Source organism: Microbacterium sp. A93, from assembly GCF_051842835.1.
In genome coordinates, this window is the sequence record NZ_JBPXMT010000009.1 from 102931 (window position 1) to 126390 (window position 23460).

At 70.3% G+C, this 23460-nt stretch carries 23 protein-coding genes and 4 riboswitches; of the genes, 13 read left to right on the top strand and 10 right to left on the bottom strand.

Going from position 1 to position 23460, the window contains the following annotated elements:
• Positions 1-10: 10 nt before the first annotated feature.
• The gene (locus ACSU1G_RS21700; RefSeq protein WP_439282100.1) at positions 11-1513 is read right to left on the bottom strand and encodes an MDR family MFS transporter; all 1503 of its coding nucleotides are present in this window, start codon (positions 1511-1513) and stop codon (positions 11-13) included.
• 172 nt (positions 1514-1685) lie between these two features.
• On the opposite strand from ACSU1G_RS21700, the gene ACSU1G_RS21705 reads away from it, so the two are divergent.
• Positions 1686-2066, top strand: a complete 381-nt coding sequence (locus ACSU1G_RS21705) for a hypothetical protein (protein ID WP_439282101.1) — start codon at positions 1686-1688, stop codon at positions 2064-2066.
• 83 nt (positions 2067-2149) lie between these two features.
• On the opposite strand, the gene ACSU1G_RS21710 is transcribed toward ACSU1G_RS21705, so the two are convergent.
• Positions 2150-2422, bottom strand: a complete 273-nt coding sequence (locus tag ACSU1G_RS21710; protein ID WP_439282102.1) for a hypothetical protein — start codon at positions 2420-2422, stop codon at positions 2150-2152.
• Between the two features lie 323 nt (positions 2423-2745).
• Between ACSU1G_RS21710 and ACSU1G_RS21715 the strand changes: the two genes are divergently transcribed.
• The 3 genes from ACSU1G_RS21715 (at position 2746) to ACSU1G_RS21725 (ending at position 7229) form a co-directional block, all read left to right on the top strand.
• Positions 2746-5106: a helix-turn-helix transcriptional regulator gene (locus ACSU1G_RS21715; RefSeq protein WP_439282103.1), complete on the top strand. Its 2361-nt coding sequence runs from the start codon at positions 2746-2748 to the stop codon at positions 5104-5106.
• A gap of 105 nt (positions 5107-5211) precedes the next feature.
• Positions 5212-6066 (top strand): siderophore-interacting protein, encoded by an 855-nt coding sequence (locus ACSU1G_RS21720; RefSeq protein ID WP_439282104.1) that lies wholly within the window; start codon positions 5212-5214, stop codon positions 6064-6066.
• A 104-nt stretch (positions 6067-6170) separates the two neighbouring features.
• Positions 6171-7229, top strand: coding sequence for a siderophore-interacting protein (locus ACSU1G_RS21725; protein WP_439282105.1), 1059 nt, complete (start codon positions 6171-6173; stop codon positions 7227-7229).
• 4 nt (positions 7230-7233) lie between these two features.
• Here the strand turns inward: ACSU1G_RS21725 and ACSU1G_RS21730 are convergent, their stop codons facing one another.
• The 3 genes from ACSU1G_RS21730 to ACSU1G_RS21740 form a co-directional block, all read right to left on the bottom strand.
• Entirely contained in the window at positions 7234-9378 is a 2145-nt protein-coding gene (locus ACSU1G_RS21730) for an AMP-binding protein (RefSeq protein ID WP_439282106.1), read from the bottom strand.
• 13 nt (positions 9379-9391) lie between these two features.
• A riboswitch (SAM riboswitch) is annotated at positions 9392-9511 on the bottom strand.
• A gap of 104 nt (positions 9512-9615) precedes the next feature.
• Positions 9616-9936 (bottom strand): type II toxin-antitoxin system RelE/ParE family toxin, encoded by a 321-nt coding sequence (locus tag ACSU1G_RS21735; RefSeq protein WP_439282107.1) that lies wholly within the window; start codon positions 9934-9936, stop codon positions 9616-9618.
• Entirely contained in the window at positions 9933-10160 is a 228-nt protein-coding gene (locus tag ACSU1G_RS21740; protein ID WP_439282108.1) for a type II toxin-antitoxin system ParD family antitoxin, read from the bottom strand. The genes ACSU1G_RS21735 and ACSU1G_RS21740 overlap by 4 nt, the downstream gene beginning before the upstream one ends.
• Positions 10161-10375: 215 nt before the next feature.
• Between ACSU1G_RS21740 and ACSU1G_RS21745 the strand changes: the two genes are divergently transcribed.
• From ACSU1G_RS21745 to ACSU1G_RS21770, 6 genes are all read left to right on the top strand, one after another.
• Complete coding sequence (locus ACSU1G_RS21745; RefSeq protein WP_439282109.1) at positions 10376-10756, top strand: PadR family transcriptional regulator; 381 nt, start codon at positions 10376-10378, stop codon at positions 10754-10756.
• A complete protein-coding gene (locus ACSU1G_RS21750) occupies positions 10753-11562 on the top strand; it encodes a hypothetical protein (protein ID WP_439282110.1) in 810 nt (269 codons plus the stop codon). The genes ACSU1G_RS21745 and ACSU1G_RS21750 overlap by 4 nt, the downstream gene beginning before the upstream one ends.
• 66 nt (positions 11563-11628) lie before the next feature.
• Positions 11629-11943: a hypothetical protein gene (locus tag ACSU1G_RS21755; RefSeq protein WP_439282111.1), complete on the top strand. Its 315-nt coding sequence runs from the start codon at positions 11629-11631 to the stop codon at positions 11941-11943.
• Positions 11871-12287, top strand: coding sequence for a hypothetical protein (locus ACSU1G_RS21760; RefSeq protein WP_439282112.1), 417 nt, complete (start codon positions 11871-11873; stop codon positions 12285-12287). The genes ACSU1G_RS21755 and ACSU1G_RS21760 overlap by 73 nt, the downstream gene beginning before the upstream one ends.
• Positions 12257-12787, top strand: coding sequence for a hypothetical protein (locus tag ACSU1G_RS21765; RefSeq protein WP_439282113.1), 531 nt, complete (start codon positions 12257-12259; stop codon positions 12785-12787). The genes ACSU1G_RS21760 and ACSU1G_RS21765 overlap by 31 nt, the downstream gene beginning before the upstream one ends.
• A 112-nt stretch (positions 12788-12899) precedes the next feature.
• Positions 12900-13997, top strand: coding sequence for an NAD(P)-dependent alcohol dehydrogenase (locus tag ACSU1G_RS21770; protein ID WP_439282114.1), 1098 nt, complete (start codon positions 12900-12902; stop codon positions 13995-13997).
• A gap of 82 nt (positions 13998-14079) precedes the next feature.
• Here ACSU1G_RS21770 and ACSU1G_RS21775 read toward each other — a convergent pair whose 3' ends face one another.
• From ACSU1G_RS21775 to ACSU1G_RS21795, 5 genes are all read right to left on the bottom strand, one after another.
• On the bottom strand, positions 14080-14805 hold the full coding sequence (locus ACSU1G_RS21775; protein ID WP_439282115.1) for a hypothetical protein: 726 nt from the start codon (positions 14803-14805) through the stop codon (positions 14080-14082).
• Positions 14792-17149 (bottom strand): hypothetical protein, encoded by a 2358-nt coding sequence (locus tag ACSU1G_RS21780; protein WP_439282116.1) that lies wholly within the window; start codon positions 17147-17149, stop codon positions 14792-14794. Before ACSU1G_RS21780 ends, ACSU1G_RS21775 begins: the two co-directional genes overlap by 14 nt.
• 15 nt (positions 17150-17164) lie before the next feature.
• Complete coding sequence (locus ACSU1G_RS21785; RefSeq protein WP_439282117.1) at positions 17165-18001, bottom strand: ABC transporter permease; 837 nt, start codon at positions 17999-18001, stop codon at positions 17165-17167.
• The gene (locus tag ACSU1G_RS21790; protein ID WP_439282118.1) at positions 17998-19020 is read right to left on the bottom strand and encodes an aliphatic sulfonate ABC transporter substrate-binding protein; all 1023 of its coding nucleotides are present in this window, start codon (positions 19018-19020) and stop codon (positions 17998-18000) included. The genes ACSU1G_RS21785 and ACSU1G_RS21790 overlap by 4 nt, the downstream gene beginning before the upstream one ends.
• Positions 19021-19109: 89 nt before the next feature.
• Entirely contained in the window at positions 19110-19976 is an 867-nt protein-coding gene (locus ACSU1G_RS21795; protein WP_439282119.1) for an ABC transporter ATP-binding protein, read from the bottom strand.
• Positions 19977-19986: 10 nt separating this feature from the next.
• A riboswitch (SAM riboswitch) is annotated at positions 19987-20081 on the bottom strand.
• Between the two features lie 274 nt (positions 20082-20355).
• A riboswitch (SAM riboswitch) is annotated at positions 20356-20447 on the top strand.
• 72 nt (positions 20448-20519) lie between these two features.
• Here ACSU1G_RS21795 and ACSU1G_RS21800 point away from each other — a divergent pair.
• Genes ACSU1G_RS21800 through ACSU1G_RS21810 form a run of 3 tightly spaced genes read left to right on the top strand, consistent with a single transcriptional unit; the run spans position 20520 to position 23310 of the window.
• A complete protein-coding gene (locus ACSU1G_RS21800) occupies positions 20520-21635 on the top strand; it encodes a methionine ABC transporter ATP-binding protein (RefSeq protein WP_439282120.1) in 1116 nt (371 codons plus the stop codon).
• Positions 21632-22330, top strand: coding sequence for a methionine ABC transporter permease (locus ACSU1G_RS21805; protein ID WP_439282121.1), 699 nt, complete (start codon positions 21632-21634; stop codon positions 22328-22330). The genes ACSU1G_RS21800 and ACSU1G_RS21805 overlap by 4 nt, the downstream gene beginning before the upstream one ends.
• A 29-nt stretch (positions 22331-22359) precedes the next feature.
• Positions 22360-23310: a MetQ/NlpA family ABC transporter substrate-binding protein gene (locus ACSU1G_RS21810; RefSeq protein WP_439282122.1), complete on the top strand. Its 951-nt coding sequence runs from the start codon at positions 22360-22362 to the stop codon at positions 23308-23310.
• A gap of 56 nt (positions 23311-23366) precedes the next feature.
• Positions 23367-23459, top strand: a riboswitch (SAM riboswitch).
• Position 23460: the final 1 nt, after the last annotated feature.

Below are 23460 nucleotides of genomic sequence, written 5' to 3' on the forward strand. Positions count from 1 at the left end.
CGGGGTGGGGTCAGTGGACGGGGGCGTCCTCCGGCGCGCGCTCTCCGACCAGCACATCCGGTTCCTCGTCGGCCGGGACGGACGTCACGAAGAAGGATCCGGCGAAGGCCACTAGGGAGATCACGGCGCCCCAGACCATGGCGTTGTGGATGCCCGTCATCAGGCCCGCCCCGGACTCGCCGCCGCTGGACGCCCCGGCGAGGGTCGCCGTCGTCATCACCGTGATGAACACCGCCGTGCCGGCCGCGCCGGCCACCTGCTGCAACGTGGACATGATGGCCGAGCCGTGCGAGTACAACCGGCGGGGCAGGGACCCGAGGGCCGCCGTCATGAGCGGGGAGAACATGAAGGACAGTCCGCCGTTGAGCAGCATGTGCCAGGCGATGACCGTGCTCTGGGCGCTGTCCGCGGTCAGGGTGGTCATGCCCCACAGGGCGGTGGCCACCACGGCGGTACCCGGGATCACGAGGGGGCGGGCGCCCACCCGGTCGAAGAGCCGGCCGACGATCAGGCCCATGACACCCATCAGCAGGCCGCCGGGCAGCAGCGTCAGGCCGGTGTGCATGGCGTCCAGGCCCAGCACGGACTGCAGGTAGATCGGCAGCACGATCAGGGTGCCGAACATGCCCATCATCCCGATGCACATCATGACCAGGGAGATCGTGAAGGTGGGGGTACCGAAGGCCCGGACGTCTAGCAGGGCGTGGTCCCGCAGCGCGAGCTGGCGCCACGTGAACACGGCCAGGGACAGCAGGCCCACCACCAGCGGGATCCACGGGGACACCAGGGCGCTGCCCTCCGCGGCGGAGCCGATGCTGCTCAGGCCGAAGACCAGCCCGGCGAAGCCGAGGGCCGCCAGGATCACGGAGAAGACGTCCAGCGGCAGCTCGCGGGTCTCGGTGACGTTGCGGATCAGGGCCGCCCCGAGGGCGAGGGTGATCCCGGCGATCGGCAGCATGACCCAGAACATCCAGCGCCAGTCCAGGGCGTCGAGGATGACGCCGCCGAGGGTGGGCCCGGTGGCCGGGGCCACCGCGATGACGATGGAGATCACGCCCATGGTGCGGCCACGGCGATTGGCGGGCACGAGGTTGAGCACCGTGGTGAACAGCAGCGGCATCATGATGGCGGTACCGACCGCCTGGACCACTCGGCCGGCCACGAGGACCAGGAACGTGGGCGCCAGCCCGGCCAGCAGCGTGCCCAGCAGGAAGCTCACCATCGCCACGGTGAACACCGTGCGCAGCGGCAACCGGGTCAGCAGGTACCCGCTGACCGGGATGACGGCGGCCATGGTCAGCATGAAGGCGGTGGTGATCCACTGCGCGGTGGAGGCGCTGATGGCGAAGTCACGCATCAGTTCCGGTAGGGCCACGGACATGACGGTCTCGTTCAGGATCACCACGAAGGCGGCGACCACGAGCAGGGCGATCACCCGCGTGGCGCCGGCGGGGACGGCAGGCCCTGCCGGCGTGGGGGTCTTCGGGGGGTTCTCGGCAGCCGATGCGGACACGGCGTTCCTCTCTGAAAAATGCAAGCGGGAGCCGGTGGGCTCCGGTACTCCAACCTCGTACAGTGTGCCGGTATTCCCGGGCGGATGGCGCATCCGATCCTGGGGTGGGGTCTGAGGCGTTCGTCACGCGGTGGCCGGCGGGGGCGGGCCACACGATGCTACCCTCGGCCGCATGACGCTGCCCGAGGACTGGATCGAACACCGCCGCGAGGACGGTGAACCCGTCGGATGGATCGTGCCCGACGACGGCCGGTTCCGTCCCATGGACCTCCTCGGCCGCCCGGTGGGCGGGCCGGTGGACTGGCTCGAGGCGGAGGAGGCACTCGAGGACCGAGGCCTGGCCTTCCTCGCCGGACCCCACCTGTTGCGCCGATCCGAGGGCGGTGAGCGTCCCGTGCAGATCAGCCAGGCCGGTCCGGACGGCATCGTGGTCGTGGCCGACGAGTACGGCTCCGCCTCGGCGGTGGGCGCCCGGGCCGAGGTCTTCCACCTGCCGTTCCCGGCGCCGGAGACCCTGCGCGAGCCCGGCGCGGGGGAACCAGCAGGGCATTGAGGGGAACCAGCAGGGGCTTGAGTGGTCTCCGCCGGGCCGGGGGCTGGTGCCTCTGACCGGCCCGGCGGAATCTGTGGGGCGGGTTAGCCGTCCAGTGCAGCCGTGCGGTTGCGGCCCAGGAGCAGGGCCTCGTGGTATCTGGCCTCGGCCGCCGAGGCCTCTGCGGCATAGCGCCTCGTCGGCGCGCTGACGTGGACCTCTTCGGTCTCGAGGACGGCCTCCGCCATCACGGGGCTGAAGGCCGCTGGCCGGTCATCGGTGGGGTCGTATCCCGCTTCCAGGAGAACGTCCTCGTAGGCGCTGAGGATCCGATCCGTGAGGACTTCGGTGGCTTCCACAAGGTTCACGCTGGTCATGGACTTCCCCTGAACTGCCGTCTGGCATTGGCTGCTGCCGGTGGGTGTTGACCGGTCGGACGGGTGTCACGAGCGGTGATTCAACAATGGCGTGTTTCCGGCGGGCCCACACCGTGAGAACTACCCCCTTGGCTACCCGCCTGTGCCCGGTGGCCACCCGCCTGTGCCCGGGCATCACGCCCGCGTGCCACCCGTCGGGAGGCCGGCCGGAGGGGGTTGCGGCAGACGCCGGGAATATCCGGGCGCCTACGGGTGGAATTACGCGTTGCAGTACCCGTAGGGTGTGGCCCACCATCGGTGGTGGCGGCGAAGGGAATCGGTCCATGGTCGTGACTAAAGCGGGCAACGGTGCTGTGACCGGATTGACCGCACTGACCAGTTTCATCGGTCGCCGCGGCGAGCTGGCGCAGGCCAGGGAACGGATGGCCCAGTCGCGTCTCGTGACGTTGACGGGGCCGGGCGGTATCGGCAAGTCCCGGCTGGCGGCCGAGCTCGCCCACCGGGCCCGCAAGTCGTTCCGGGACGGCGTCTACTTCGTCGAGCTGGCCAACCTGCCGGCCGGTGCCGCCGTCGCCCCCGCTGTGGCCTCGTCCCTGCAGGTACCGGACCAGTCCGCCCGGGCGGCGACCGACCGTGTCCTGGACTTCCTGCGGGACCGCGAGCTCCTGATGGTCCTGGACAACTGCGAACACGTCCTCGCGGACACGGTGGAGCTGGTCCAGCAGATCCTCGCCGAGGCACCGGGGGTCAGTGTCCTGGCCACCGGCCGGGAACAGCTCGGGTTGGCCGGAGAGTTCATCACCGAGGTCCCGCCCCTGGCCGTTCCCGGTGAGGACTTCGGGATCGATGCGCTGAGCCTGGGACGGCTCGAATCGGTGATCCTGCTCGTCGACCGGGCACGGACCGTGGACGCAGGCTTCGCCGTCACCGAGGACAACCAGGAGGCCGTGGCCCGGATCTGCACCCAGCTGGACGGCATGCCACTGGCTATCGAGCTGGCGGCCACCCGGTTGCGCTCGCTCAGCATCCACGAGCTGGCCGATCGTCTCGACCAGCGTTTCACCCTGCTCAACCGCGGCGACCGGGGATCGGTGCCGCGGCAGCGGACCCTCGAGTCACTGATCGACTGGAGTTATCAGCTGTGCGCCGCGGAGGAGCAGTTGCTGTGGAAGCGGCTCTCCGTGTTCCAGGGTGGCTTCGACCTCGAGGCGGCCGAGGACATCTGCAGCGGGGACGGCCTGGAGTCCGGACAGGTGTTGGACGTCCTGGACCGGCTCGTGGCGAAGTCGGTGGTGCAGACCAAGCGGTCGGCCACCCGGATGCGCTACCTGCAGCTGATGACGGTGCGCGAGTTCGCGGCGGAACGGCTGGTGGATGAGCGCCCGGCAGGCGGGGGCGCCACCGAGACGGACCGTCTGCGCCGTCGGCACCGGGACCACTACCTGGAGCGGGCCGTGAGGATGGTCGAGGACTGGGCCGGGCCCGATCAGGCCAGCTATCTCGGTCGCTCCCGCGATGACCACGCCAATCTGCTCTCCGCCCTTGACTGGTCCCTGTCCACCCCGGGGGAGGAACCGGCGGCCCTGAAGCTCGGCGCCTTCCTGAAGTACCACTGGATCGCCGGCGGGTTCCTGGCCGATGGCCGTGAATGGCTGGACCGCGTGCTCGCCCGGGCCGGGGGGCACGGAGAGACCACGACGCCGGAGCGCGGCTTCGCGCTCACCGTGCTCGCCTGGGTGGCACTCATCCAGGGCGACACCCACGCGGCCGCGGCCTCCCTGGACGAGGCGCGGGTACTCGCCACCGCCCTCGGGGACGCGGAGCTGGCCAACCACGTGCGGACCTGGACCGCCAACGTGCACATGTTCCGCGGCGAACTGGACGAGGCGATCGCCCTCTACCTCCGGGCCGTGGAAGAGTTCCGCGCACGGGGCCTGGTCGGGGACCAGCTGACCTCGCAGTTCCAGCTGGGGATGGCTCAGGTGATGAACGGTGACCCGGGGTCCTCCCTGGCCACCTGCCACGATGCCCTGGCCACCGCCCAGTCCCACGGTGAGCTCTGGTCCACCGGGTACGCGCACTGGGTCTGCGGCCTGTGTCACTGGCATCAGGGCGATCTGGCCGAGGCCCGGGTGGCCGGGATGGCCGCCCTGGCGGTCCAGCGGATCTTCCACGACACCATCACCATCGCCCTGGTGACGGACCTGCTCTCCTGGGTTGAACAGGCCGATGCCGGGGGCGTGCGCTCCGAACGGGCCGAGGTGCTGTCTGCGGCGGCGGGGTCCATGTGGCGCTCTCTGGGTACCGACATCTCGGCGTTCGGGCCGCAGCTGGAATCCCAGGCCGTCCGCGGCCGTCCGCCACGGCGTGCCGGGAAGCCCTCCAACGCCCTGCGGGAGGCGTCCGTTGCCACGGCCGAGCAGGTGATCGCGATCGCGCTGGGCGACCCGCCGCCGTCGTTCGGTTCTGATCCAGACCGAAGGGACGAGGTCCCCAATCCGCTCACGCCGAAGGAGAACGAGGTGGCCGGCTATGTGACCCAGGGGATGACCAACCGGCTGATCGCCCAGAAGCTCGTGGTCTCACCCCGGACGATCGACGGGCACGTGGAACGCATCCTGTCCAAGCTCGATTTCACCTCCCGGGCCCAGATCGCGGCGTGGGTCGAGGGCGGCCGGGGCTAGCCGCCGCCCTGCGGGGTGAGGACGCGGGAGGTAGCCGGAGTATTGCGTCAGCAGTAAATGACGTAATGTCGAATGAACTGTGCAGTCCACCCGAAAGAGGTCCGCATGTCAGCGCCTGTCCCATCACGTACCCGCCCGCCGCGCCAGCCCAAGCCGCCGGTGCTGCTGGAGGTGGTGGCCACCCGGCGGCTGAGCCCACATCTGGTCCGGTTGACCCTCGGCGGGGAGGGGTTCTCCGATTATCAGGACCGGGACGCCACGGACAAGTACATCAAGCTGATGTTCGCGGACCCGGCCCTGGGCCTGACGATGCCCTATGACATGGAGGAGCTCCGCGAGACCCTGTCTCCGGAACAGATGCCGGTGCGCCGCACGTACACCGTGCGGTCGGTGGACCACGCCGCCGGCACCCTGGACGTGGACTTCGTGGTGCACGGCGAGGGCGGCTTGGCCGGCCCCTGGGCGGCCAACGCCCAGGTCGGTGACCCGGTGACCTTCGGCGGGCCGGGTGGGATGTTCCTCCCCGACCCGGACGTGGACTGGTACCTGCTCGCCGGGGACGAATCCGCCATTCCCGCGATCTCCTCGGCTCTGGAGGCGATGCCCGCGCAGGCCACGGGGATCGCGATCATCGAGGTCGCCGGGCCCGAGGACGAGATCCCGCTGAGCACACCGGAGGGCATCGAGGTGCAGTGGCTGCACCGCGGCGACATCTTCAGCCCGGAGTCCACCACCTTGGCGCACACGGTCATCGAGACGCCGTGGCGCGAGGGCTCCGTCCAGGTGTTCGCCCATGGGGAGCGGGAGATGGTCAAGGACCTGCGCCGGTACCTCGCCGATGTCCGCGGCGTGGACCGGAAGAGCATGTCCCTGTCCGCGTACTGGGCTTACGGGCGTGCCGAGGAGGCGTTCCAGGCCGAGAAGAGCGAGCCCATCGGGCAGATCTTCCCCGGGGCCTGAGCCCGGGACACCGACGCGCACCTACGCTGGTTCCAATCCCGACGCCGGCCCCGCCGGCCCCGCCGGCCGGGCTGACAGAAGCCGGGCCAACAGAAGGAGTTCCGATGGGACACCACCACGGCAGCCACCACGGGCGCCCCCGCGACCAGACCGGCGGAGCCGATCCGGCCGAGCAGGAGGCCTACGAGCGGTACCTGGCGGCCCGGCAGGACTACGAGGTCGCGAAGTACGAGTACAAGGCCGCCAAGTATGCGCTGAAGGCGGCCCGGATGCGCGGTCCGGCCGGCTCCGATGGCGGCCGGAGCGGGCGCGAGAGGCAGGGGCGCGGGACGCTGGGACCGGTGGAGTCCCGCGACTCCATGGACCGCTCGATGGAACGCGTCAAGCGCCGTCAGGTGGTGCTGGAGGTGGTGGCCACGGAGCGGATCGGGGAGCGCTTCCAGCGGCTCACCCTCGGCGGTCCGGGGTTCGCCGACTTCCGGGACAACCACTTCACGGACAAGTACGTGAAGATCCTCCTCGTGGACCCGACCCTGGGCCTGGAACCGCCCTATGACGTGCAGGCTCTACGCAAGGAACTGCCCCGCCACCAGAGGCCGGTCCGCCGCACCTACACGGCCCACTCGGTGGACGCCGAGGCACAGACCCTCGTCATCGACTTCCTGCTGCACGGGGACGCCGGCGTGGCCGGACCCTGGGCCGCGCGGGCGGCGGTGGGGGAGAAGGTGGCGTTCTCCGGACCCGGTGGAAAGTACGCCCCGGACGTCGCGGCGGATGCGCATCTGCTGGTCGGCGACGAATCGGCGCTGCCGGCGATCTCCGCCGCCCTGGCCGAACTGACGGAGAAGGCCCCGGCCGCCGTCGGGAAGGCCTTCATCGAGGTGGGCGGCCCGGAGGACGAGTGGGAACTGACCGCGCCGGAGGGCATGGACGTGGTCTGGCTACACCGCGGCCGGGACTACACGCCGGCCCACTCGGAACTGGCCGCCACGGTCCAGGATCTGGCACCGGACCAGTGGCCGGCCGGCCGCGTGCACGCCTTCGTCCATGGGGAGAAGGCCATGGTCAAGCGGCTGCGCCGGCACCTGACGGAGGACCGCGGCGTGGACCGGCGGATGCTGTCCCTGTCCTCCTACTGGACCTACGGCACGGCCGACGCCTGAGCGTCTAGTCCGCCGATACCGTTGAACGCTCGGCCATGACCTCGGCGATCTGGCCGACGCAGGGCTCGTTCTGCAGGGACGTGGTGTCCCCCAGGGCGGTGCCCTCGTAGAGCTGGGTGAGCAGGCGGCGCATGATCTTGCCCGAGCGGGTCTTGGGCACGTCCGGGACGAACACCACCTCGCGCGGCTTGGCCACCGGGCCGATCATGGTGGCCACGTGCTGGCGCAGCTCCTCCGCGGATTCCTTACCCACGCCGGCTCGGGCCACCACGAACGCGACGGCGGCGTGCCCGGTCTTCGGATCGGGCACCGGGCAGACGCCGGCCTCCACCACGCCCGGGTGGGACACCAGCGCGGACTCGATCTCGATGGTGGACAGCCGGTGTCCGGAGATGTTGATGACGTCGTCGATACGGCCGAGGATCCACAGGTCCCCGTCCTCGTCATACTTCGCCCCGTCCCCGGCCAGGAACCAGCCCTGCTCGGCGTAGTCCTTCCAGTAGGAGGTGAAGTAGCGCCGCGGGTTGCCCCACACGGTGCGGGCCATGGCCGGCCCGGTGCGGGTGACCACCACCTTGCCCTGCAGGCCGGGGGCAACGGGCTCGCCGGCCTCGTCCACCACGGCCACATCCACCCCGGGCAGGGGGCGGGAACCGCAGCCGGGCTTGAACCGTTCGTCGGTCTGCCGCGGGGAGAGGATGGTCGCCCCGGTCTCGGATTGCCACCAGGTGTCCACCATCGGCACGCCCACGGAACCGTCGCGCGCCACCCGCGCGCCGCCGTCGTGCGTCTCGGCCTGCAGCCGGCCGTCCAGCTCGACCAGCCGGTCCCGGCCGATCTGGGTGCGCGCCCAGGTCCAGGCCTCCGGGTTCACGGCCTCGCCGACGGTGCCGACCAGGCGGATGCTGCTCAGGTCGTATTCCGCGGGGATGCCCTCGGGGAACCAGCCCATGAGGGACCGCACGAGGGTGGGCGCGGTGTAGTAGGAGGTCACGCCGTACCGCTCGATGACCTCGAAGTGGCGGCCCGGGTGCGGCGCGTTCGGCACTCCCTCGTAGAGGACCTGGGTGACGCCGTTGGAGAGTGGGCCGTAGATCTCGTAGGTGTGGGCGGTGACCCAGGCCAGGTCCGCCGTGCACCAGTGCACGTCCTGCTCACGGGCGGACTCGTCCGGGTTCGAGAACAGGAAGTCGTGGGACCAGGAGGCCTGGACGAGGTAGCCGCCGGAGGTGTGCACCAGCCCCTTGGGCTGGCCGGTGGTGCCGGAGGTGTACATGATGAACAGCTCGGTCTCGGCGTCGAAGGCCTCGGGGGTGTGGGTGGCCGGTTGCCGGTCCACGATCTCGTGCCACCAGACGTCTCGGCCCTCGGTCCAGCCGATCTCACCGTCGCCGGTGCCGACGGTCGTGTGTCCGGTGCGGTTGAGCACCAGCACGTGCTCGATCGCGTTGTCCCCGGCGACGGCGGCGTCCGCGTTGGTCTTGACCGGCACGGCCTTCCCGCGGCGGAACTGGCCCTCGGAGGTCACCAGCAGTTTGGCGCCCGTGTCCTCCACCCGGAACTTCAGCGCCTCGGCGGAGAAGCCGCCGAACACCAGGGAGTGCACGGCACCGATCCGGGCGCAGGCCAGCGTGATGACCACGGTCTCCACCAGCACCGGCAGGTAGATGACCACGCGGTCGCCCTTCCCGATGCCCAACTCGATCAGCGCGTTCGCGGCCTGGCTGACCTCCCGCTGCAGCTGCGCGTAGGTGACGGCACGGCGGTCGCCCGGCTCGCCCTCGAAGTACAGGGCCACCTTCTCACCGCGCCCGGCCACCACGTGCCGGTCCACGCAGTTCGCCGCGACATTGAGTCTGCCGCCCTCGAACCAGCGGATCGCCGGTCCACGCTCGGTGAGCGGGTCCGGTGCCGTCCAGGAGTGGGTGGTGTGCCATTCGGTGTCCCAGTCGAGGCGGCGGGCGGCCTGGTCCCAGAAGTCCAGGCGGTCCTGTTCGCTGACCGGCTCGCCGTCGCCGAGCCCGCCGTGGAGCAGGTGGGCGGGGCGGCCCGGGTGGATGGTGGTGTCGGCGGAATTCACGACGGCGGCCGGCAGCGGGGCGGGCAGGGCGGCGGTTTCGGCGCTGGTGGCGTTCGGGGCGGCAGACAAGGGTGGAACCTTCTTTCCATCGAATCTGGCGGTAGCACCTGGTGGCCGACGCAGCTCTCCGGGAGGGGGCGGCGAGGACCACGGGTTGCTGCGGCGTCACGGAGCCAGATCTCTCAGCCGCTCGGGATGGTCGTCGTCCACTCTAGGACCGGCACCGCCGCGGGGCGAAACGGGTGAAGCAGTGCTAAGCGGTGGCGGGGCCGGCCACCATCGGATACGGCCCCCTGACCTTCCCGTTTAGCCGTCGAAGAGTCCCGAGGGGATGTCCCGCGCCGTGTGCAGCACCCGGTGGACCCGGACGGCATCGCCATCGTCGGTGTAGAGAGTCAGATACGGGAACCTACGCAGGGCCATGGTGCGCAACTCGGGGATATCCACCTCGGCAGCCAGGCGCGTCGACTCCAGCTGCGGATGCTCGCCCATGAGGACCTTCGCATCTTCCAATGCGTCGACGAAGGCCAAAGCCGCCGTCGGAGCACCTTGGCCCAAGTAGTGCTCGATGGCGGCGGCGATGTCCTCATCGGCACGCCGAGTGGTCACGACCCGGCGCGCGCTCACGACCCGGAGAGTCGGATCCGCTCACGCATCTGCTCAAAGTGCGCCTCGTCCATCTCCGACCCCGGCCCGGAGCCCATCCCGTCCACCACCAAGGCACGCAGCTGCGTCCGCGCCTGCTCACGCCGAATCAACTCGCGGACGAACTCACTGCTAGTTCCGTAATCACGTTCATCAACCTGCGCCTCCACGAACTCTTTAAGCGCGTCGGGCAGGGATACATTCATCGTCGCCGTGGGACCACAATAGACCCGATTGGCAAACCTTGCCATAGGCGTGGAGCCCGAGAACAAACCGGTGATGCAGAAGGCCACCGTCCAGGGGGCGGTTCTGGGACTCATATCCGAGGGCTGCGTTGCAGGCCGCCTCGACGTCATGCTCCACCGCCCGCCCGGCGAAGGAGTAGTTGACCTGTCTGACTAGTCAGTCATACGATCTAGTCATGACGGGGGACAACTGGCCGAGTGAATGGCTGCGGGGTGTGCTCGGGGTCTGCGTGCTGCGCATCCTGACGGACGGTTCCAGCTATGGCTATGCGATCATCCAGCGTCTGGCCGAGGCGGGCCTGGGGACCGTCAAGGGCGGAACCTTGTACCCGCTGCTGGGTCGGTTGGAGGAGGCCGGATTCCTCGAGGTCGAATGGCGGCCCGGCGAGGGCGGCCCCGGCCGGAAGTTCTATGCGCTCACCGAGCAGGGACGCCAGGAGGCGGGAGAGCAGGCGGCCCGATGGGCCGCGTTCACCGCGACCACCCGGACGCTCACGGACGGCGCGCTGTCCACCACCGGAGGAAACCGTAGGCCTCGAGGGAAGGAACTGACATGAAGGCAGTGCGCGGTGGATCGGAGCCTCAGCCGGGAGGCTCGCTGGGTTTTGTCCGGTGGGCGCCCAGCGCGGAGAAGGACTGGGTGCAGGATTTCGTCCTGGAACAGCGGCTCCTCGGTGTGCCGGGGGCCGCCATCGGTGACGCGCTCGTCCTGGTGGAGAGCCATATCGTCGATTCGGGTGAATCGGCCCGGGAGGCCTTCGGTGAGCCGAAGGAGTATGCCCGTCAGGCGGCGCCCTCCCGCCGGACCGCCGAGGACCGGGACCCTCGGTGGCTCCTCGGGTTGGGACTCGGTCTGTTAGGCCTGTTCGTCACGAGCATCGGCGCGGAGGAGTGGCTGTTCGGGTCCGGGCAGATCCAGGTCACGGCCGGGCTGCTGGTGAGCGGTGGGTTCCTGGTGGCGGCCTTTGTGGTCCTGATTCTGGCCACCGATGCGGTCCTGCGGATGGCCGTGGAGCGGACCTGGATGTTCCTGGGGGTCTGCGCGTTGTATGCGGCCGCCGTGGTGGCCGCCGTCCTGATCCTCGACGCCAGCGTGGGGCAGTGGTCCGCCGCTCCCGTGACCGCCGTGGGGGTGGGGCTCCTGGCCCTGGGTGCCGCGCTGGAGTGGGCGGTGGCGGCGCGGGGCGGATTGGATGATCCGATCGTGGGCCCCGCCCAGCGGTCCGAAGCGGGCGGGGCCGGTCCGGCGGCCGGGGAGCGGGGGAGTTCTCTGGACATCCTGAGCTGGCTGACGGTCTTCCTCTTCCCGATCCTCACGGCCCTGATGCTCGCCCTGGGCTGGGTCCTACACCTCATGACCTGAGCGGCGCGGAAGGGGGGGCGAACTATTCTTGGAGCGCGCAGTGGCCCACGGGAGCGGAGAACACGCATGGAAGAGTTCGCACTGCTGGCGGTCGCCGGCGTCCTGATCATCGTGACGGTCTCGCTGTTCGCGCCCAAGCTGGGGGTCGCCGCACCGATCCTGCTGGTGCTGGTGGGCATCGGCTGCAGCCTGATCCCCGGCGCCCCACAGATCCTGTTGGAGCCCGAATGGATCCTCATGATCGCCCTGCCGCCCATCCTCTATTCGGCGGCGGTCAACGTCCCCAGGCACCCCGGCGCTTCAGCGCGGTGGACCGGATCACGGACCGCACCAACTGGAGGACCATCCAGCTGCTGCTGGAGAACGGGGTCTTCCTGCTGATGGGCTTCGAGATCACCACGATTGTGGCCGATGCCGAATCCTCGGGGCGTGGCCTGTGGTTCGCCGTGGGCCTGGCCCTGCTGTGCACCGCCGTGCTGGTGGCCGTGCGCATCGGCTTCGTGGTGCCGCTCATCGCAGCCTTGCGCCGGAGGCAGCAGCGGGTGCCGGAGCGGGCGCGGCGGGTGGATGACCTGCTGGAGTCGGTGACGGACCGGGATCAGGCACTCCACCCCCGGGTGGAGGCCCGGCTGAACCGTTGGCGTGCGGACGCGCACTTCCTCTCCACCCAGGGCCTGGGCTGGCGGGCGGGGCCGTGCTGGCCTGGTCCGGGATGCGCGGGGTGATCACGCTCGCGGCCGCGCAGTCCCTGCCCGCCGGCATCCCGTACCGCTCGGAGCTGATCCTCATCGCCTTCTCCGTGGCCATCCTGACGCTCGTGCTCCAGGGCGGCACGCTCCCGATGCTGATCAGGGTCCTCGGGATCAAGGGGACCGACCAGGAGCTCCAACGTCGGGAGATCGCCCGGCTGGCGGAGGAGATCGTGGCGGCGCGGGAGGTGTTCCTGGACCGCCAGGCGCTGCTGCGGGAGAACGGCAGGCCCTTCGCGGAGGAGGTGGTCGCCCAGTCCCGGGAGCGGGGCTTGGCCGCCACCGAGGTGCTGGCGGCCATGGTCTCCGATGTCGATCCGGACAGCCCGGCCCAGCAGTTCCGGGAGCTGCACCGGCAACTGGTGGATGTGGAGCAGGCCGTCCTGCTGGACGCACGGTCCGGTGGCACCTACTCCTCGCACACCCTGCAGCGCGCGCAGCTCGTCATCGACGCGGAGTCCACCCGGCTCGGGTGACCGAGAAATCCTCGGGCAACAGATTTCAGGATGACATCTTTCGAGAAAAGGATTACTGTTAAAGTACGTTGAGCCACAGGAAAGCACCGAATGGTGCCGGAAGGGAATGACCATGAAGACACGTGCCGCAGTAGCCACCGCACCCCAGGCTGACCTGGAGATCCGCGAGGTGGAGCTCGATGCCCCCCGCCCGGACGAACTGCAGGTGAAGGTCGTGGCCTCCGGGGTCTGCCACACCGATGCCATCATCCGGGACCAGTGGTATCCGGTCCCGCTGCCGGCCGTTCTGGGGCATGAGGGCGCCGGCATCGTGGAGGCCGTGGGCGCCGACGTCGAGGGCTTCGCCGTCGGTGACAAGGTCGTCATCGGTCCGGCCTACTGCGGCCGTTGTGAGCAGTGCCTGGCGGGACACCCGATGTTCTGCGTGAACTTCTACGACCGCAACTTCGGGGTCCGGCGCCCCGACGGTTCCACCGCCTTCTCGGACGGGGACGGCGCGATCGGCTCCCACTTCTTCGGCCAGTCCTCCTTCGCCGAGCACACCAACGTGGTGGCCAGCGGCGCCGTCAAGGTCCCGGACAATGCGCCCCTGGAGCTGCTCGGCCCCCTCGGTTGCGGCATCATGACCGGCGCCGGCGCGGTGCTGAACGTCCTGGAGCCCCGGCCCGGTTCCTCCGTGGCCATCTTCGGCACGGGAGCCGTGGGCATGGCCGGCATGCTGGCCGCCCTGGCCGCCGGTGCCACCACCGTCATCATGGTGGACATCGTCCCGGAGCGGCTGGAGTTCGCCAAGGAACTGGGCGCCACCCACACCGTCAACTCCCAGGAGACCGATCCGGTGGAGGCCATCAAGGAGATCACCGGTGGTGGGGTGCACTACGCACTGGACACCACGGGCGTGCCGCCGGTCTTCGCCCAGATGACCCGGTCCCTGGCCACCCGGGGCCACGGCGCCCTGGTGGGTGCCGCCAAGCTGGGCACGGAGGCCCCGTTCGACATCGGCACACTGCTGCTCAGCGGCATCAAGGTCAGCATGGTGGTGGAGGGTGACGCGATCCCGCAGGAGTTCATCCCGCGGCTGATCAGCCTGCACGCGAACGGCAAGTTCCCCTTCGACCGGCTGACCAAGACGTATCCCTTCGAGGACATCAACCAGGCCTTTGCGGATTCCGCGAACGGCACCACGCTGAAGCCGATCGTCGTCTACTGACCGGCCACCCCACGGTCCGGACCCCGGGACGGCGACCGTACCGGGGCCGGGGCCGGGGCCGGGGCTGGAGCCGGGACCAGGCTCAGGGCTTCAGGGCCACGGGGGCGGAGTCCAGGTCCGCCACCCGGATCAACCGTGTCCCCCGGGGGTGCCGGGCGGCCGCCAGTGCCGCCGCCACGGGCAGGCGTTCCGGATCGGCGCCGGCCAGGATCTCCTCCAAGGCGCCGGCCAGGCCGGCCTCCGGCAGCAGTCGGTCGCCGCGGACGTAGCGGGCCGGCGGCGCGAGCGCGAGCAGGAGCATGCCGTAGACCGGCTCCTGAGAGGCGTCCACGGGCGGCTGGACATAGGGCAGGTCCAGGATGTGCCCGCCGAGCCGGCCGTAGAACCGTAACCTCGCCGCCGGGTCCCCGTGGACGGCGTGGACCGGGTGGTGTGCGGGATGCTCCACCTCGGCCAGCACCACGGACACCTCCGGTTCCTCCGCGGCGATCCCGGCCAGCAGGCCGGTCAACAGCGCCGAGCCGATGCCCCGTCCGCGCTGGTCGGCGCGGGTGGCGAAGTAGCCCAACAACACGGCCGGGGACCGGGCGAAGGACTCCGTCACGGCGATCGCCAGCGGGTCCTCGGGGGCGCCGATCACCCGGACCGTACTCGTCCCCGCGGCCACCGACTCCACCAGCTCCGCCGCGGTGATGAGCTCGCTGGCCGGGAAGTTCGGGACCAGCAGGTGCTCATACAACCCCGCCACGGTGAGGGGATCGTCCACCCGGGTGCCGGCGTCGGGCCCGGGGGTGTCAGCGGCGTTCACGCTCGGCCTCCCTGCGTGCGGCACGGGACCCGAGCCGGCGCCCCGGGGTGTGGGTCCAGCGGTAGGCCAGGACGCCGATCAGCGCGGCCAGGAAGACCACGGCGAGGACCAGCCAGAGGGTGTTCCACCAGCCGGTCATGCCGAAGCCCTCCTGCATGAGCGAGGCGATCCCGGAGATGCCGATCCCGGCCACCACCGCCAGCAGGGTCTCGACCATGACGCGGTTCCGGGCCTCCTTCCGGTCCTGCCGGCGCTTCACCCAGGCCCCGATGGTCTCCTCGTACCGTTCACTGAGGGCATCCCCGGCCCCGTCCGTGTACTCGGCCCGCCGGGACCACAGCGGATTCAACGCCAGCAGGTCGTTCAGGGTCTGGCGGATCACCGGGGAGGCCACCAGGGCGGGTGAGTCGATGAACAGCAGGCTGGTCCGGGCCCCGCTGACGTAGCGGCGCAGCAGGACGTGCGACTGTTCCAGCTCGCCGATCACCCGGTCCACCTCGTGGTGCTCGGCCTGCTCCATGCTGGCGACGTTCGGGTAGTGCTCCCGGTGCGCCTGGATCTCCTCCTGGAGCCGGGTGAGTTCGTCCTGCCACGCGGCGAACATCCCCTCGAGGCTGACGGAGAAGTCCACCACCTCCAACACGCTGGCGATCATGAACGAGGGCGCCGTGAAGGAGGCGATCAGCGTGTGGTTGATGTTCACCATCAGCAGCGTGTCCGTGGCGATGGCCGTGGGCACCACGGTGCCCAGCCGAGGGGATCCCAGAGCCCAGTCCGCGATCGAGCCGACTCCGGAGGCGAGGGGGCCGCAGACCGCGGAGGCCCCGAACAGCTGCGGAAGCTCGGAGGATGCCGTGAGCGGGCGGGCCCGGTCCGGATCGCCGCCGGGCAGTGCCGAAGCCCGGCGGATCTGGGTGATGACGTGGAACATCCCGGCCCGGTAGCTCAGGGTGGACTCGATGCCCACGGCGGCCAGGTTCTCCGTCAGATCCTGAAGGCAGCGGGCAACGAAGGCACCCAGCCGCGGCCATCCGGCGGGATCGGCGGGTGGGGTGAGGTCGGCGGGTGCGCCGGGCCGGCCGGGGCTGCCCGGTTCCGCGGACGGCTGGGGCAGCGGGGCGAAGTCCAGGGGCTGGCGGAGTTCCTGGAGGTCGCCGTACTCGGGGGTGGAGAGCAGGCGGAGGGCTGCCATCTCCTGGGGGAGCAGACCGGTGTCTCCACCGTCCGCGGGTTCCTCGCCGAGGCTGATCGCGAACCGCAGATGGTGGTTTCCGATCTGGGACAGCACGATGCTGGGCTCCAGGGTGTACTCACGGCCGCAGACCCGCACCGCCACCTCCGGCAGGTCGATCTGGGTGCCCTCGTAGCGGCGGTTCAGGGTGTCCTCACCGCGCCAGATGTCGTCGATCAGCAGCAGGCTGCTGGGGGCGTTGTCCAGGGGACGGCCCGCCAGAGACCACCGGGAGCCGTGGGACTTGACCGCCTCGATGAGCTCCGTGTGGCTGTCCGTGCGCAGCCCGAACGGGAACACGTGGGTGATGGTGCCCTCATCCACGCGCAGCCAGTCCTGATCTGCTGCCTCCTGCAGGCGTCGAAGCGCCGCCCGGTGGGAGCGGAGTTCGCTGGCCGCCTCCGGGGCGATCCTCTCATCGCGCTCCGCAACCTCGAGGGCACCGACGGCCTCCCCCAGGCTGGGCGGCAGGGAGCCCGAGTCCGGTCTGAGGGAGGCCGCGGCCGCCGCGGCGGCAGTGGCGAGTGCGCCGAGCCGGTTCCCGGTCTCCTCGGCCAGATCGACCAGCCACGATCGCAGTGCGAGCCGGTCCAGATCGTCGGAGAGCTCCTTAACCCTCGCCGCATGACACCGGCCTGCTTCGGCCGCCGAGACCAGGTGGGCGAGGGAACCCACGGAGTTCGCGGTCTCGGTCTTCAGCTCGTGATGCAGGAGCCAGAGGGCGCCCAGCGCCGCACGCTCCTCCGGGGTGCAGTCCTGGGGGGCTTCCCACATCGGCCGGGTGGAGTCGATGACCCGGGTGATGGGGCGGTGGTCCCAGCTGAGCTCCCAGGCCTCCTCACAGACGATGCGGATGTACCCCAGGACCTCGGGGAGCAGCCCGTGCCGCCGCGACTGGTGCATCACCCGCTGCACCATGGCCACGGTGTGGTCCATCTTCTCGGCATCGGCCAACTGGCTCCACCAGACACCCTCGATCAGCTCGCCGAAGCGGTGGGCCTCGTGGCGCCGGACATCGGCGGCGATCAGCTCAGGGATGAGCAACCGGCCCGCCCGGCGGATGTCGCCTGCGGCGATGTGGGTGATCAGTTCTTCTCGGGAGGCCTGGTCCATGAGCACACAGTACTGTCAGGCCCAGCGCCTGTTGGCCCGCTGTTCCACCACACCGAGGATCGTGTCCGTGACCTTGCCGATGACGGCCAGCAGGATGATCGCCAAGATCAGCCGGTCGGTGCGCCCGTTGTTCTGCGAATCGCTCAACAGCCAGCCCAGTCCCATCGAGGCGGCGATGAGCTCGGCAGCCACGAGGAACAGCCAGGCCTGGGCCAGGGCCAGCCGCAGCCCGGAGAACACGGAGGGGACCACGGCGGGCAGCTGCACGGTGCGCAGCAGGCGCAGCCCGTGGAAGCCGAAGGCCCGGCCGGCCTCCACGAGGTGGGGGTCCACATGCTTCAGCGCGGCGTAGAGGTTGGTGAAGATCGGGAAGAAGGCGCCGATGGCGATCAGCGTGACCTTCGAGTCCTCGTTGATCCCCATCCACAGGATCAGCAGCGGGACCCAGGCCAGCGACGGAACGGCGCGGATGGCACCGATCAGCGGCGAGAGCAGGGTGTCCGCCCACGTGGACAGGCCCAGCACGGAGCCCGCCAGCAGGCCGAAGACGCCGCCGATCACGAAGCCCAGCAGCACGCGCTGCACCGAGATGGCGATGTGGTGCCCGAGCTCCCCCTCGGCGGCCAGGTCCAGTCCCGCCTGGACCACCGATGCCGGGGCGGGCAGCTGCACCGGGGAGAACAGTCCGGCCGCCGTCACAGCCCACCATGCGATGACCAGCAGCACCGGAACCAGAAGCCCGACGGCGGCCCGGCCGGCCGGGGTGCCCAGGGCCCCACGGGTGCCCCGGGTGCTGCGTGTGGCCCGCGGCTGCGGGGCCGGGGCGACGTCCGTGGTGACGGGTGAACTCATCTGGTGGCCTGCTCGGCGAAGGAGGGCTCGAGGAGTTCGGCGAGGGCTGCGTCCACGTTCTCCTGGCTGGCCACGTCCCCGGTCTCCACGAGGATCGGGCCGACGACCTCCAACACGTCCAGCTGGGCCTGGCCGGGGACCGGGTCCACGTCCAGGTTGGACCGCTCCTCGATGACCGTGGTGGCCACCTCCGGCTCCAGGCCGGCGACCTCGGCCAGGATCTGGGCGGTCTCCTCCGGGTTCTCCAGGGCCCACGCGCGGGCCTGCTCGTAGACGTCCACCACGGCCTGGGCCAGCTCGGGGGACTCCTCCAGGAAGGACTCCGTGGCGTTGAGGAAGCCGTAGGTGTTGAAGTCCACGTTGCGGTAGAACAACTCGGCGCCCTCGGCCTCGGCGCCGGCCATGATCGGGTCCAGCCCGGACCAGGCGTCCACGGCGCCGTTGTTCAGGGCCGCGTTGCCATCGGCGTGCTGCAGGTTCTGGACGGTGACCTCGGACTCGTCCACGCCGGCCTCCCCGAGGGCCTGGATGAGGAAGAAGTAGGGGTCGGTGCCTTTGGTGGCGGCCACGCTCCTGCCGACCAGGTCCGTGACCTCGGTGATGTCCGAATCGGCGGTGGTGACCAGGGCGGACCACTCCGGCTGGGAGTAGAGGCTGATGGTCTTGATGGGGGTGCCGTTGGCGCGGCTGAGCAGGGCGGCGGAGCCGGCGGTGGAACCCACGTCGACGGCCTCGGCGCGCAGGGCCTCGTTGGCCTTGTTGGAGCCGGCCGACTGGATCCAGTTCACGGTGACGCCCTCGTCCGAGAGCTCCTCCTCGAGCCAGCCCTTCTCCTTGATGACGAGGGAGAGCGGGTTGTAGGTGGCGAAGTCGATGTTCAGCTCGCCGCCCGAGGCGGCAGTGCCGTCACTGTCGCCGGCCTCGGCGGCACCGGTGGAGCCCTCGCCGGCCACGCAGCCGGTCAGGATGAGGGCGGTGGCGGCCAGAGCGGCCGCGGACAAGGTGAATCGTGTGCGCATGGGAGTGCCTTTCGAGGGTGCGGTGCGTTCCGCGCCATCAGGGATGCGGCGCAGGACGGGGGAGTGTGGGGCGAGGGGATCCGGTCCGGTCAGTGCCGGTGGGCGTCCACGCCGAGGCCGGCGAGCAGCTCGGAGCGCAGCGAGGCCAGTGCGGCCGAGCCGCGGTCCCGCGGACGGTCGCCGGGGACGGTGACCACGGAGCGTGCCGTGGCTCCGGGGGCGGCCCCGGCGGTGGGATCCTGACCGAGCAACAGGATGCGGTCCGCCAGCTGGAGGGCTTCGTCCACGTCATGGGTGACGAGTAGGACGGTGGTGGGAGTCGCGGCGTGGATGTCCAGGAGCAGGTCCTGCATCTTCAGCCGGGTCAGCGCGTCCAGGGCCCCGAAGGGCTCGTCCAGCAACAGGACTCCTGGCTGGCGGGCCAGGGCGCGGGCCAGCGAGGTGCGTTGTGCCATGCCTCCGGAGACCTCGCGGGGCCGGTGGCCGGCGTACTCCGCGAGGCCGACCAGCTCCAGCAGCCGGTTCACCCGCTCGCGGCCCTCAGCACGGTTCGTCCCCGGGGGCAGGCCGAGGGTCACGTTCTGGTGGATGGTCCGCCAGGGCATCAGCCGCGGCTCCTGGAAGCCGACGGCGGTGCGGGAGTCGTAGGCGCGGGCCGGGGAGCCGCTGAGCAGGATCTCGCCCGTGCTGCCGGTGTCCAGGCCGCCCACGGCGCGCAGCAGCGTGGACTTGCCGCAGCCGGAGGCGCCGATGATGGCCAGGACCTCGCCCGGGGTCACCGTCAGGTTGATGTCCCGCAGGACGGTCCGCTCACCATCGGACGCCGGGAAGGAGCGGCCCACTCCGCGGAATTCGACCGCCAGGCTGCGAGCGCCGTCGCGTCCCGCTGTGGTCGTGCTGGCGGCGCCGGTGGAGGAGCCGGAAGCATGGTCCAGGGTCTCGGCCAGGGCAGTCATGGTGCATCACTCTCCATCGGTTCTGGCGTGAGCACCTTCCCGGATCGTTGCGGGAGGTTGCTGCGGCGTCGTCGAGCCAGATCTCTCGGCCGCTCTGGATGGTTGTTGACTTCAGTGAAGTAGGCCGGGGGTGCCCGTGTCAATCGCGAGAGGGCTCGCCATCGTCCTCCCACAAGGGGCTCTGCGCCGGTCACCGGTACGTTGTCCGGCGCCGGAGCGCCTCGGCGTCCTCGGCGCGCTCCGGCGCCGGGCGTCATGCAACGTCATCTTCGGGCGGTTTGGACCACCGGGCCGCCCCGGCGGCGCCGGGAGGACGTGACGGGTCTGAATGTGACGTCGAATTGGTTCGTACCCCCGATGATCTGGTCCTCTTTGAGGGAACCCATCCAGAGCGGCCGAGAGATCTGGCTCGACGACGCCGCAGCAACCACCGGGGAACCGGACAGGTGCTACCGCCAGGACCGATGGAAGGACGTGCATCCCCGTGCCCGAGAACCCGCCCGACACCCTGCCCGCGTCCCAGCCCGGGGACGGCGGTGCGCTGTGATCGAGATCCGCGACCTGCACCAGTCCTACACGGGGCACGGCGGGACCGTCGAGGTGCTCAAGGGCATCGACCTGACGGTGCCGGAAGGCTCCATCACCGCCGTGGTCGGGCCCTCCGGGGCCGGCAAGACGACCCTCTCGCACTGCATCTCCCTCCTGGAGAAGCCGACCCGCGGCGAGATCCTGGTGGACGGCAGCGACCTGTCCCGGCTGCGGGGCCATCAGCTGCGCTCCGCCCGCCGCGCCATCGGCACGATCTTCCAGCACTCCGCCCTGTTGCGCCGTATCACCGTGGCCGAGAACGTGGCCCTGCCGCTGCGCAACCTCGGGGTGGTCCACCACGAGATGCAGGACCGGGTGGCCGGGCTGCTGGACCGCGTCGGACTGCTGCACAAGGCTGACGCCTACCCCGGTCAGCTCTCCGGCGGGCAGAGGCAACGGGTGGGCATCGCCCGGGCGCTGGCCCTGCGGCCCCGGATCCTGCTCTCGGACGAGTCCACCTCGGGCCTGGACCCGGACACCACCGCGCAGATCCTGTCCCTGCTCGCTGACCTGCGCGCCGACCTGGGCCTGTCCATCATCCTCATCACCCATGAGATGGACGTGGTCCGGCACGTCGCCGACCAGGTGGCTTCCCTGTCCCACGGCCGGCTCGCGGAGTACGGCTCCCTGCCGTCCCTCGTGGCCGACCAGGACTCGACCGTCGGCGGACAGCTGCTGCCGATCGCCGCGCTGCCGCTGCCGCCCGGCTTCGACACCGCCCTGGACCTGGCTTACCGGGACGGGGACGTGGACCCCGAATGGTTCACCCGCGTGGCGGTAGACCAGCAGATCCGCCTGGCCCTGCTCGGCGGCACCGTCGAGGCCCGCGGCGCGACCGCCCTGGGTCGGGCCGTCGTCGGGGTCCGCGCCGAGCAGGCCCGGCGCGCCATCGGCGCGCTGAACGAACTCGGGCTCAGCGCCCGCGTGAGGAACGACGCCGGCCGGTCCGGTCCCGCCGGGACCGGCGCCACCGCGGGCACAGGCCAAGGCGCGGGTGCAGGCCAGGCCGGGTCGCCGCCGTCGGGCACCCGCCGGGTACCGGCCGGCACGACGGTGGGGGCGACGGCATGAGCGCGACCGCGGACACCTCACAGCCCCTGCTCTCCGACACCCCGCTGTCCGAGCTGCCTGCCCTGTTGCTGCCGGCCTACGGGGAGACCTGGGCCATGGTGGGCATCGTCATGGTGCTGGTCGTGGCGATCGGCGGCGCCACCGGCGTGCTGCTGTACAACACGAGCCCACGCGGGCTGTTCCCGCAGGAGCGGGCCTACGGAGTGCTCAGCTGGGCCGTCAACATGGGCCGGTCATTGCCGTTCCTCGTGCTGATGGCGGCCATCATCCCGCTGACCCGGTGGATCACCGGCACCACCCTGGGCATCGCCGCGGCCGTGGTGCCCATGACGATCGCCGGCATCCCGTTCTTCGCCCGGTTGGTCCAGAACACCCTGAACGACCTGCCGCGGGAGAACATGGCCGTGGGTCTCGTGACGGGGTCATCCCCAGTGCAGATCATCCGCCAGACGCAACTGCGCGAGGCCCTGCCCGGCCTGGCCTCCGCCATCACCCTGAACACCATCTCAATGATCGAGTACTCGGCCATTGCCGGGACCATCGGTGCGGGCGGCATCGGCTTCCTCGCCGTGACCTACGGCTACCAGCGCTTCGACATGACCGTCATGCTCGGCACGATCGTCCTGCTCATCATCACCGTCCAGCTCGTCCAGTTCGTCGGCGACCGGATCGCCCGTTCACTGACCCGGCCCTGAGCGGCCCCACCCCTGTTGAAGGACCTCCTATGAACCCCGAGAAGAAGGCCCCGGCGACCACCGGGGAGCATACGACGGCCGGACACGATCACGGCTTCACCCTGCGGAAGTCCCGCTCCGTGCTGCCTTGGTCGCTGGCGGCCATCGCCACGGTGGTCGCCTTGGCCCTGGGTCTAGTGGTGATCCAGCAGTCCAACCGCCCGGCCGTGGCCGCCGGCGGCGAGGCTGAGATCACCCGGCCGCTGAAGGTGCACTACGAACCGGCCATGGCCGGGGAGGAGAGCCTGGTCGAGTTCGTGGCCGAGGAGATCGCCCCTGACTACGGCGTCGAGATCGAGGCGGTGGGCATCGCGGACGCGGTCCAGGCCAACCGGGCCGTGGCGGAGGGGCAGGTGGACGCCACGATCTTCGAGCACCAGTGGTACATGAAACAGGTGGCGGAGGGCAACGACTTCGACCTGTCCACCACGGTGGAGATCTACCAGTGGGCCTTCGGCTTGTACTCCACCCGGTATGACGCCGTGGAGGACCTACCGGACGGCGCCACCGTGGCCGTGCCCACAGACCTGGCCAACCAGGGCCAGGCGCTGTGGCTGCTGGAGCGCGAGGGCCTGATCGGGCTGGACTCGGACATCGAACCGCGCACCGCTCAGCTCAAGGACGTGGTGGAGAATCCACGCCGTTTCGACTTCACCGAGATCGACCTGCTGTCCATGGCTCGGACCCTGGACTCAGTGGACGCCGCCCTCGGCTACACCAACATCTTCGACGCCGGCAAGATCGGTCGGGACCAAGGCATCCTATTCCCGGACCCGCCCCGGACCTATGCCTCCTGGCTGATCGTGGGGACCGATTTCAAGGACACCCCGGAGACCCGCAAACTCGTCGAGGTCTTCTCCGACCCTCGCTTCGAGGAGTACCTCAAGACCACGGACAACCCGCTGGTCGCCGGCGTCCTGACCCCGGTCTCCGAACAGTAATCACCCGCCCGGACCGGGTTGGAAACCACCGAACCCCTGTGGTCTGATGGAGGGGACCACCATCCAGAGCGGCCGAGAGATCTGGCTCGTCGACGCCGCAGCAACCCGCCCGTCAGGGGCCAGGGTGCTACCGCCAGGACCGATGGAGCC

What these genes read in the sequence shown, in the direction of transcription:
- ACSU1G_RS21725 (WP_439282105.1), top strand. Translation starts at nt 6,171, where the DNA reads ATGGGACACCACCACGGCAGCCACCACGGGCGCCCCCGCGACCAGACC.
- ACSU1G_RS21785 (WP_439282117.1), bottom strand. Translation starts at nt 18,001, where the DNA reads ATGAGTTCACCCGTCACCACGGACGTCGCCCCGGCCCCGCAGCCGCGG.
- ACSU1G_RS21745 (WP_439282109.1), top strand. Translation starts at nt 10,376, where the DNA reads ATGACGGGGGACAACTGGCCGAGTGAATGGCTGCGGGGTGTGCTCGGG.
- ACSU1G_RS21755 (WP_439282111.1), top strand. Translation starts at nt 11,629, where the DNA reads ATGGAAGAGTTCGCACTGCTGGCGGTCGCCGGCGTCCTGATCATCGTG.
- ACSU1G_RS21740 (WP_439282108.1), bottom strand. Translation starts at nt 10,160, where the DNA reads ATGAATGTATCCCTGCCCGACGCGCTTAAAGAGTTCGTGGAGGCGCAG.
- ACSU1G_RS21810 (WP_439282122.1), top strand. Translation starts at nt 22,360, where the DNA reads ATGAACCCCGAGAAGAAGGCCCCGGCGACCACCGGGGAGCATACGACG.
- ACSU1G_RS21770 (WP_439282114.1), top strand. Translation starts at nt 12,900, where the DNA reads ATGAAGACACGTGCCGCAGTAGCCACCGCACCCCAGGCTGACCTGGAG.
- ACSU1G_RS21750 (WP_439282110.1), top strand. Translation starts at nt 10,753, where the DNA reads ATGAAGGCAGTGCGCGGTGGATCGGAGCCTCAGCCGGGAGGCTCGCTG.
- ACSU1G_RS21710 (WP_439282102.1), bottom strand. Translation starts at nt 2,422, where the DNA reads ATGACCAGCGTGAACCTTGTGGAAGCCACCGAAGTCCTCACGGATCGG.
- ACSU1G_RS21705 (WP_439282101.1), top strand. Translation starts at nt 1,686, where the DNA reads ATGACGCTGCCCGAGGACTGGATCGAACACCGCCGCGAGGACGGTGAA.
- ACSU1G_RS21795 (WP_439282119.1), bottom strand. Translation starts at nt 19,976, where the DNA reads ATGACTGCCCTGGCCGAGACCCTGGACCATGCTTCCGGCTCCTCCACC.
- ACSU1G_RS21805 (WP_439282121.1), top strand. Translation starts at nt 21,632, where the DNA reads ATGAGCGCGACCGCGGACACCTCACAGCCCCTGCTCTCCGACACCCCG.
- ACSU1G_RS21715 (WP_439282103.1), top strand. Translation starts at nt 2,746, where the DNA reads ATGGTCGTGACTAAAGCGGGCAACGGTGCTGTGACCGGATTGACCGCA.
- ACSU1G_RS21790 (WP_439282118.1), bottom strand. Translation starts at nt 19,020, where the DNA reads ATGCGCACACGATTCACCTTGTCCGCGGCCGCTCTGGCCGCCACCGCC.
- ACSU1G_RS21780 (WP_439282116.1), bottom strand. Translation starts at nt 17,149, where the DNA reads ATGGACCAGGCCTCCCGAGAAGAACTGATCACCCACATCGCCGCAGGC.
- ACSU1G_RS21720 (WP_439282104.1), top strand. Translation starts at nt 5,212, where the DNA reads ATGTCAGCGCCTGTCCCATCACGTACCCGCCCGCCGCGCCAGCCCAAG.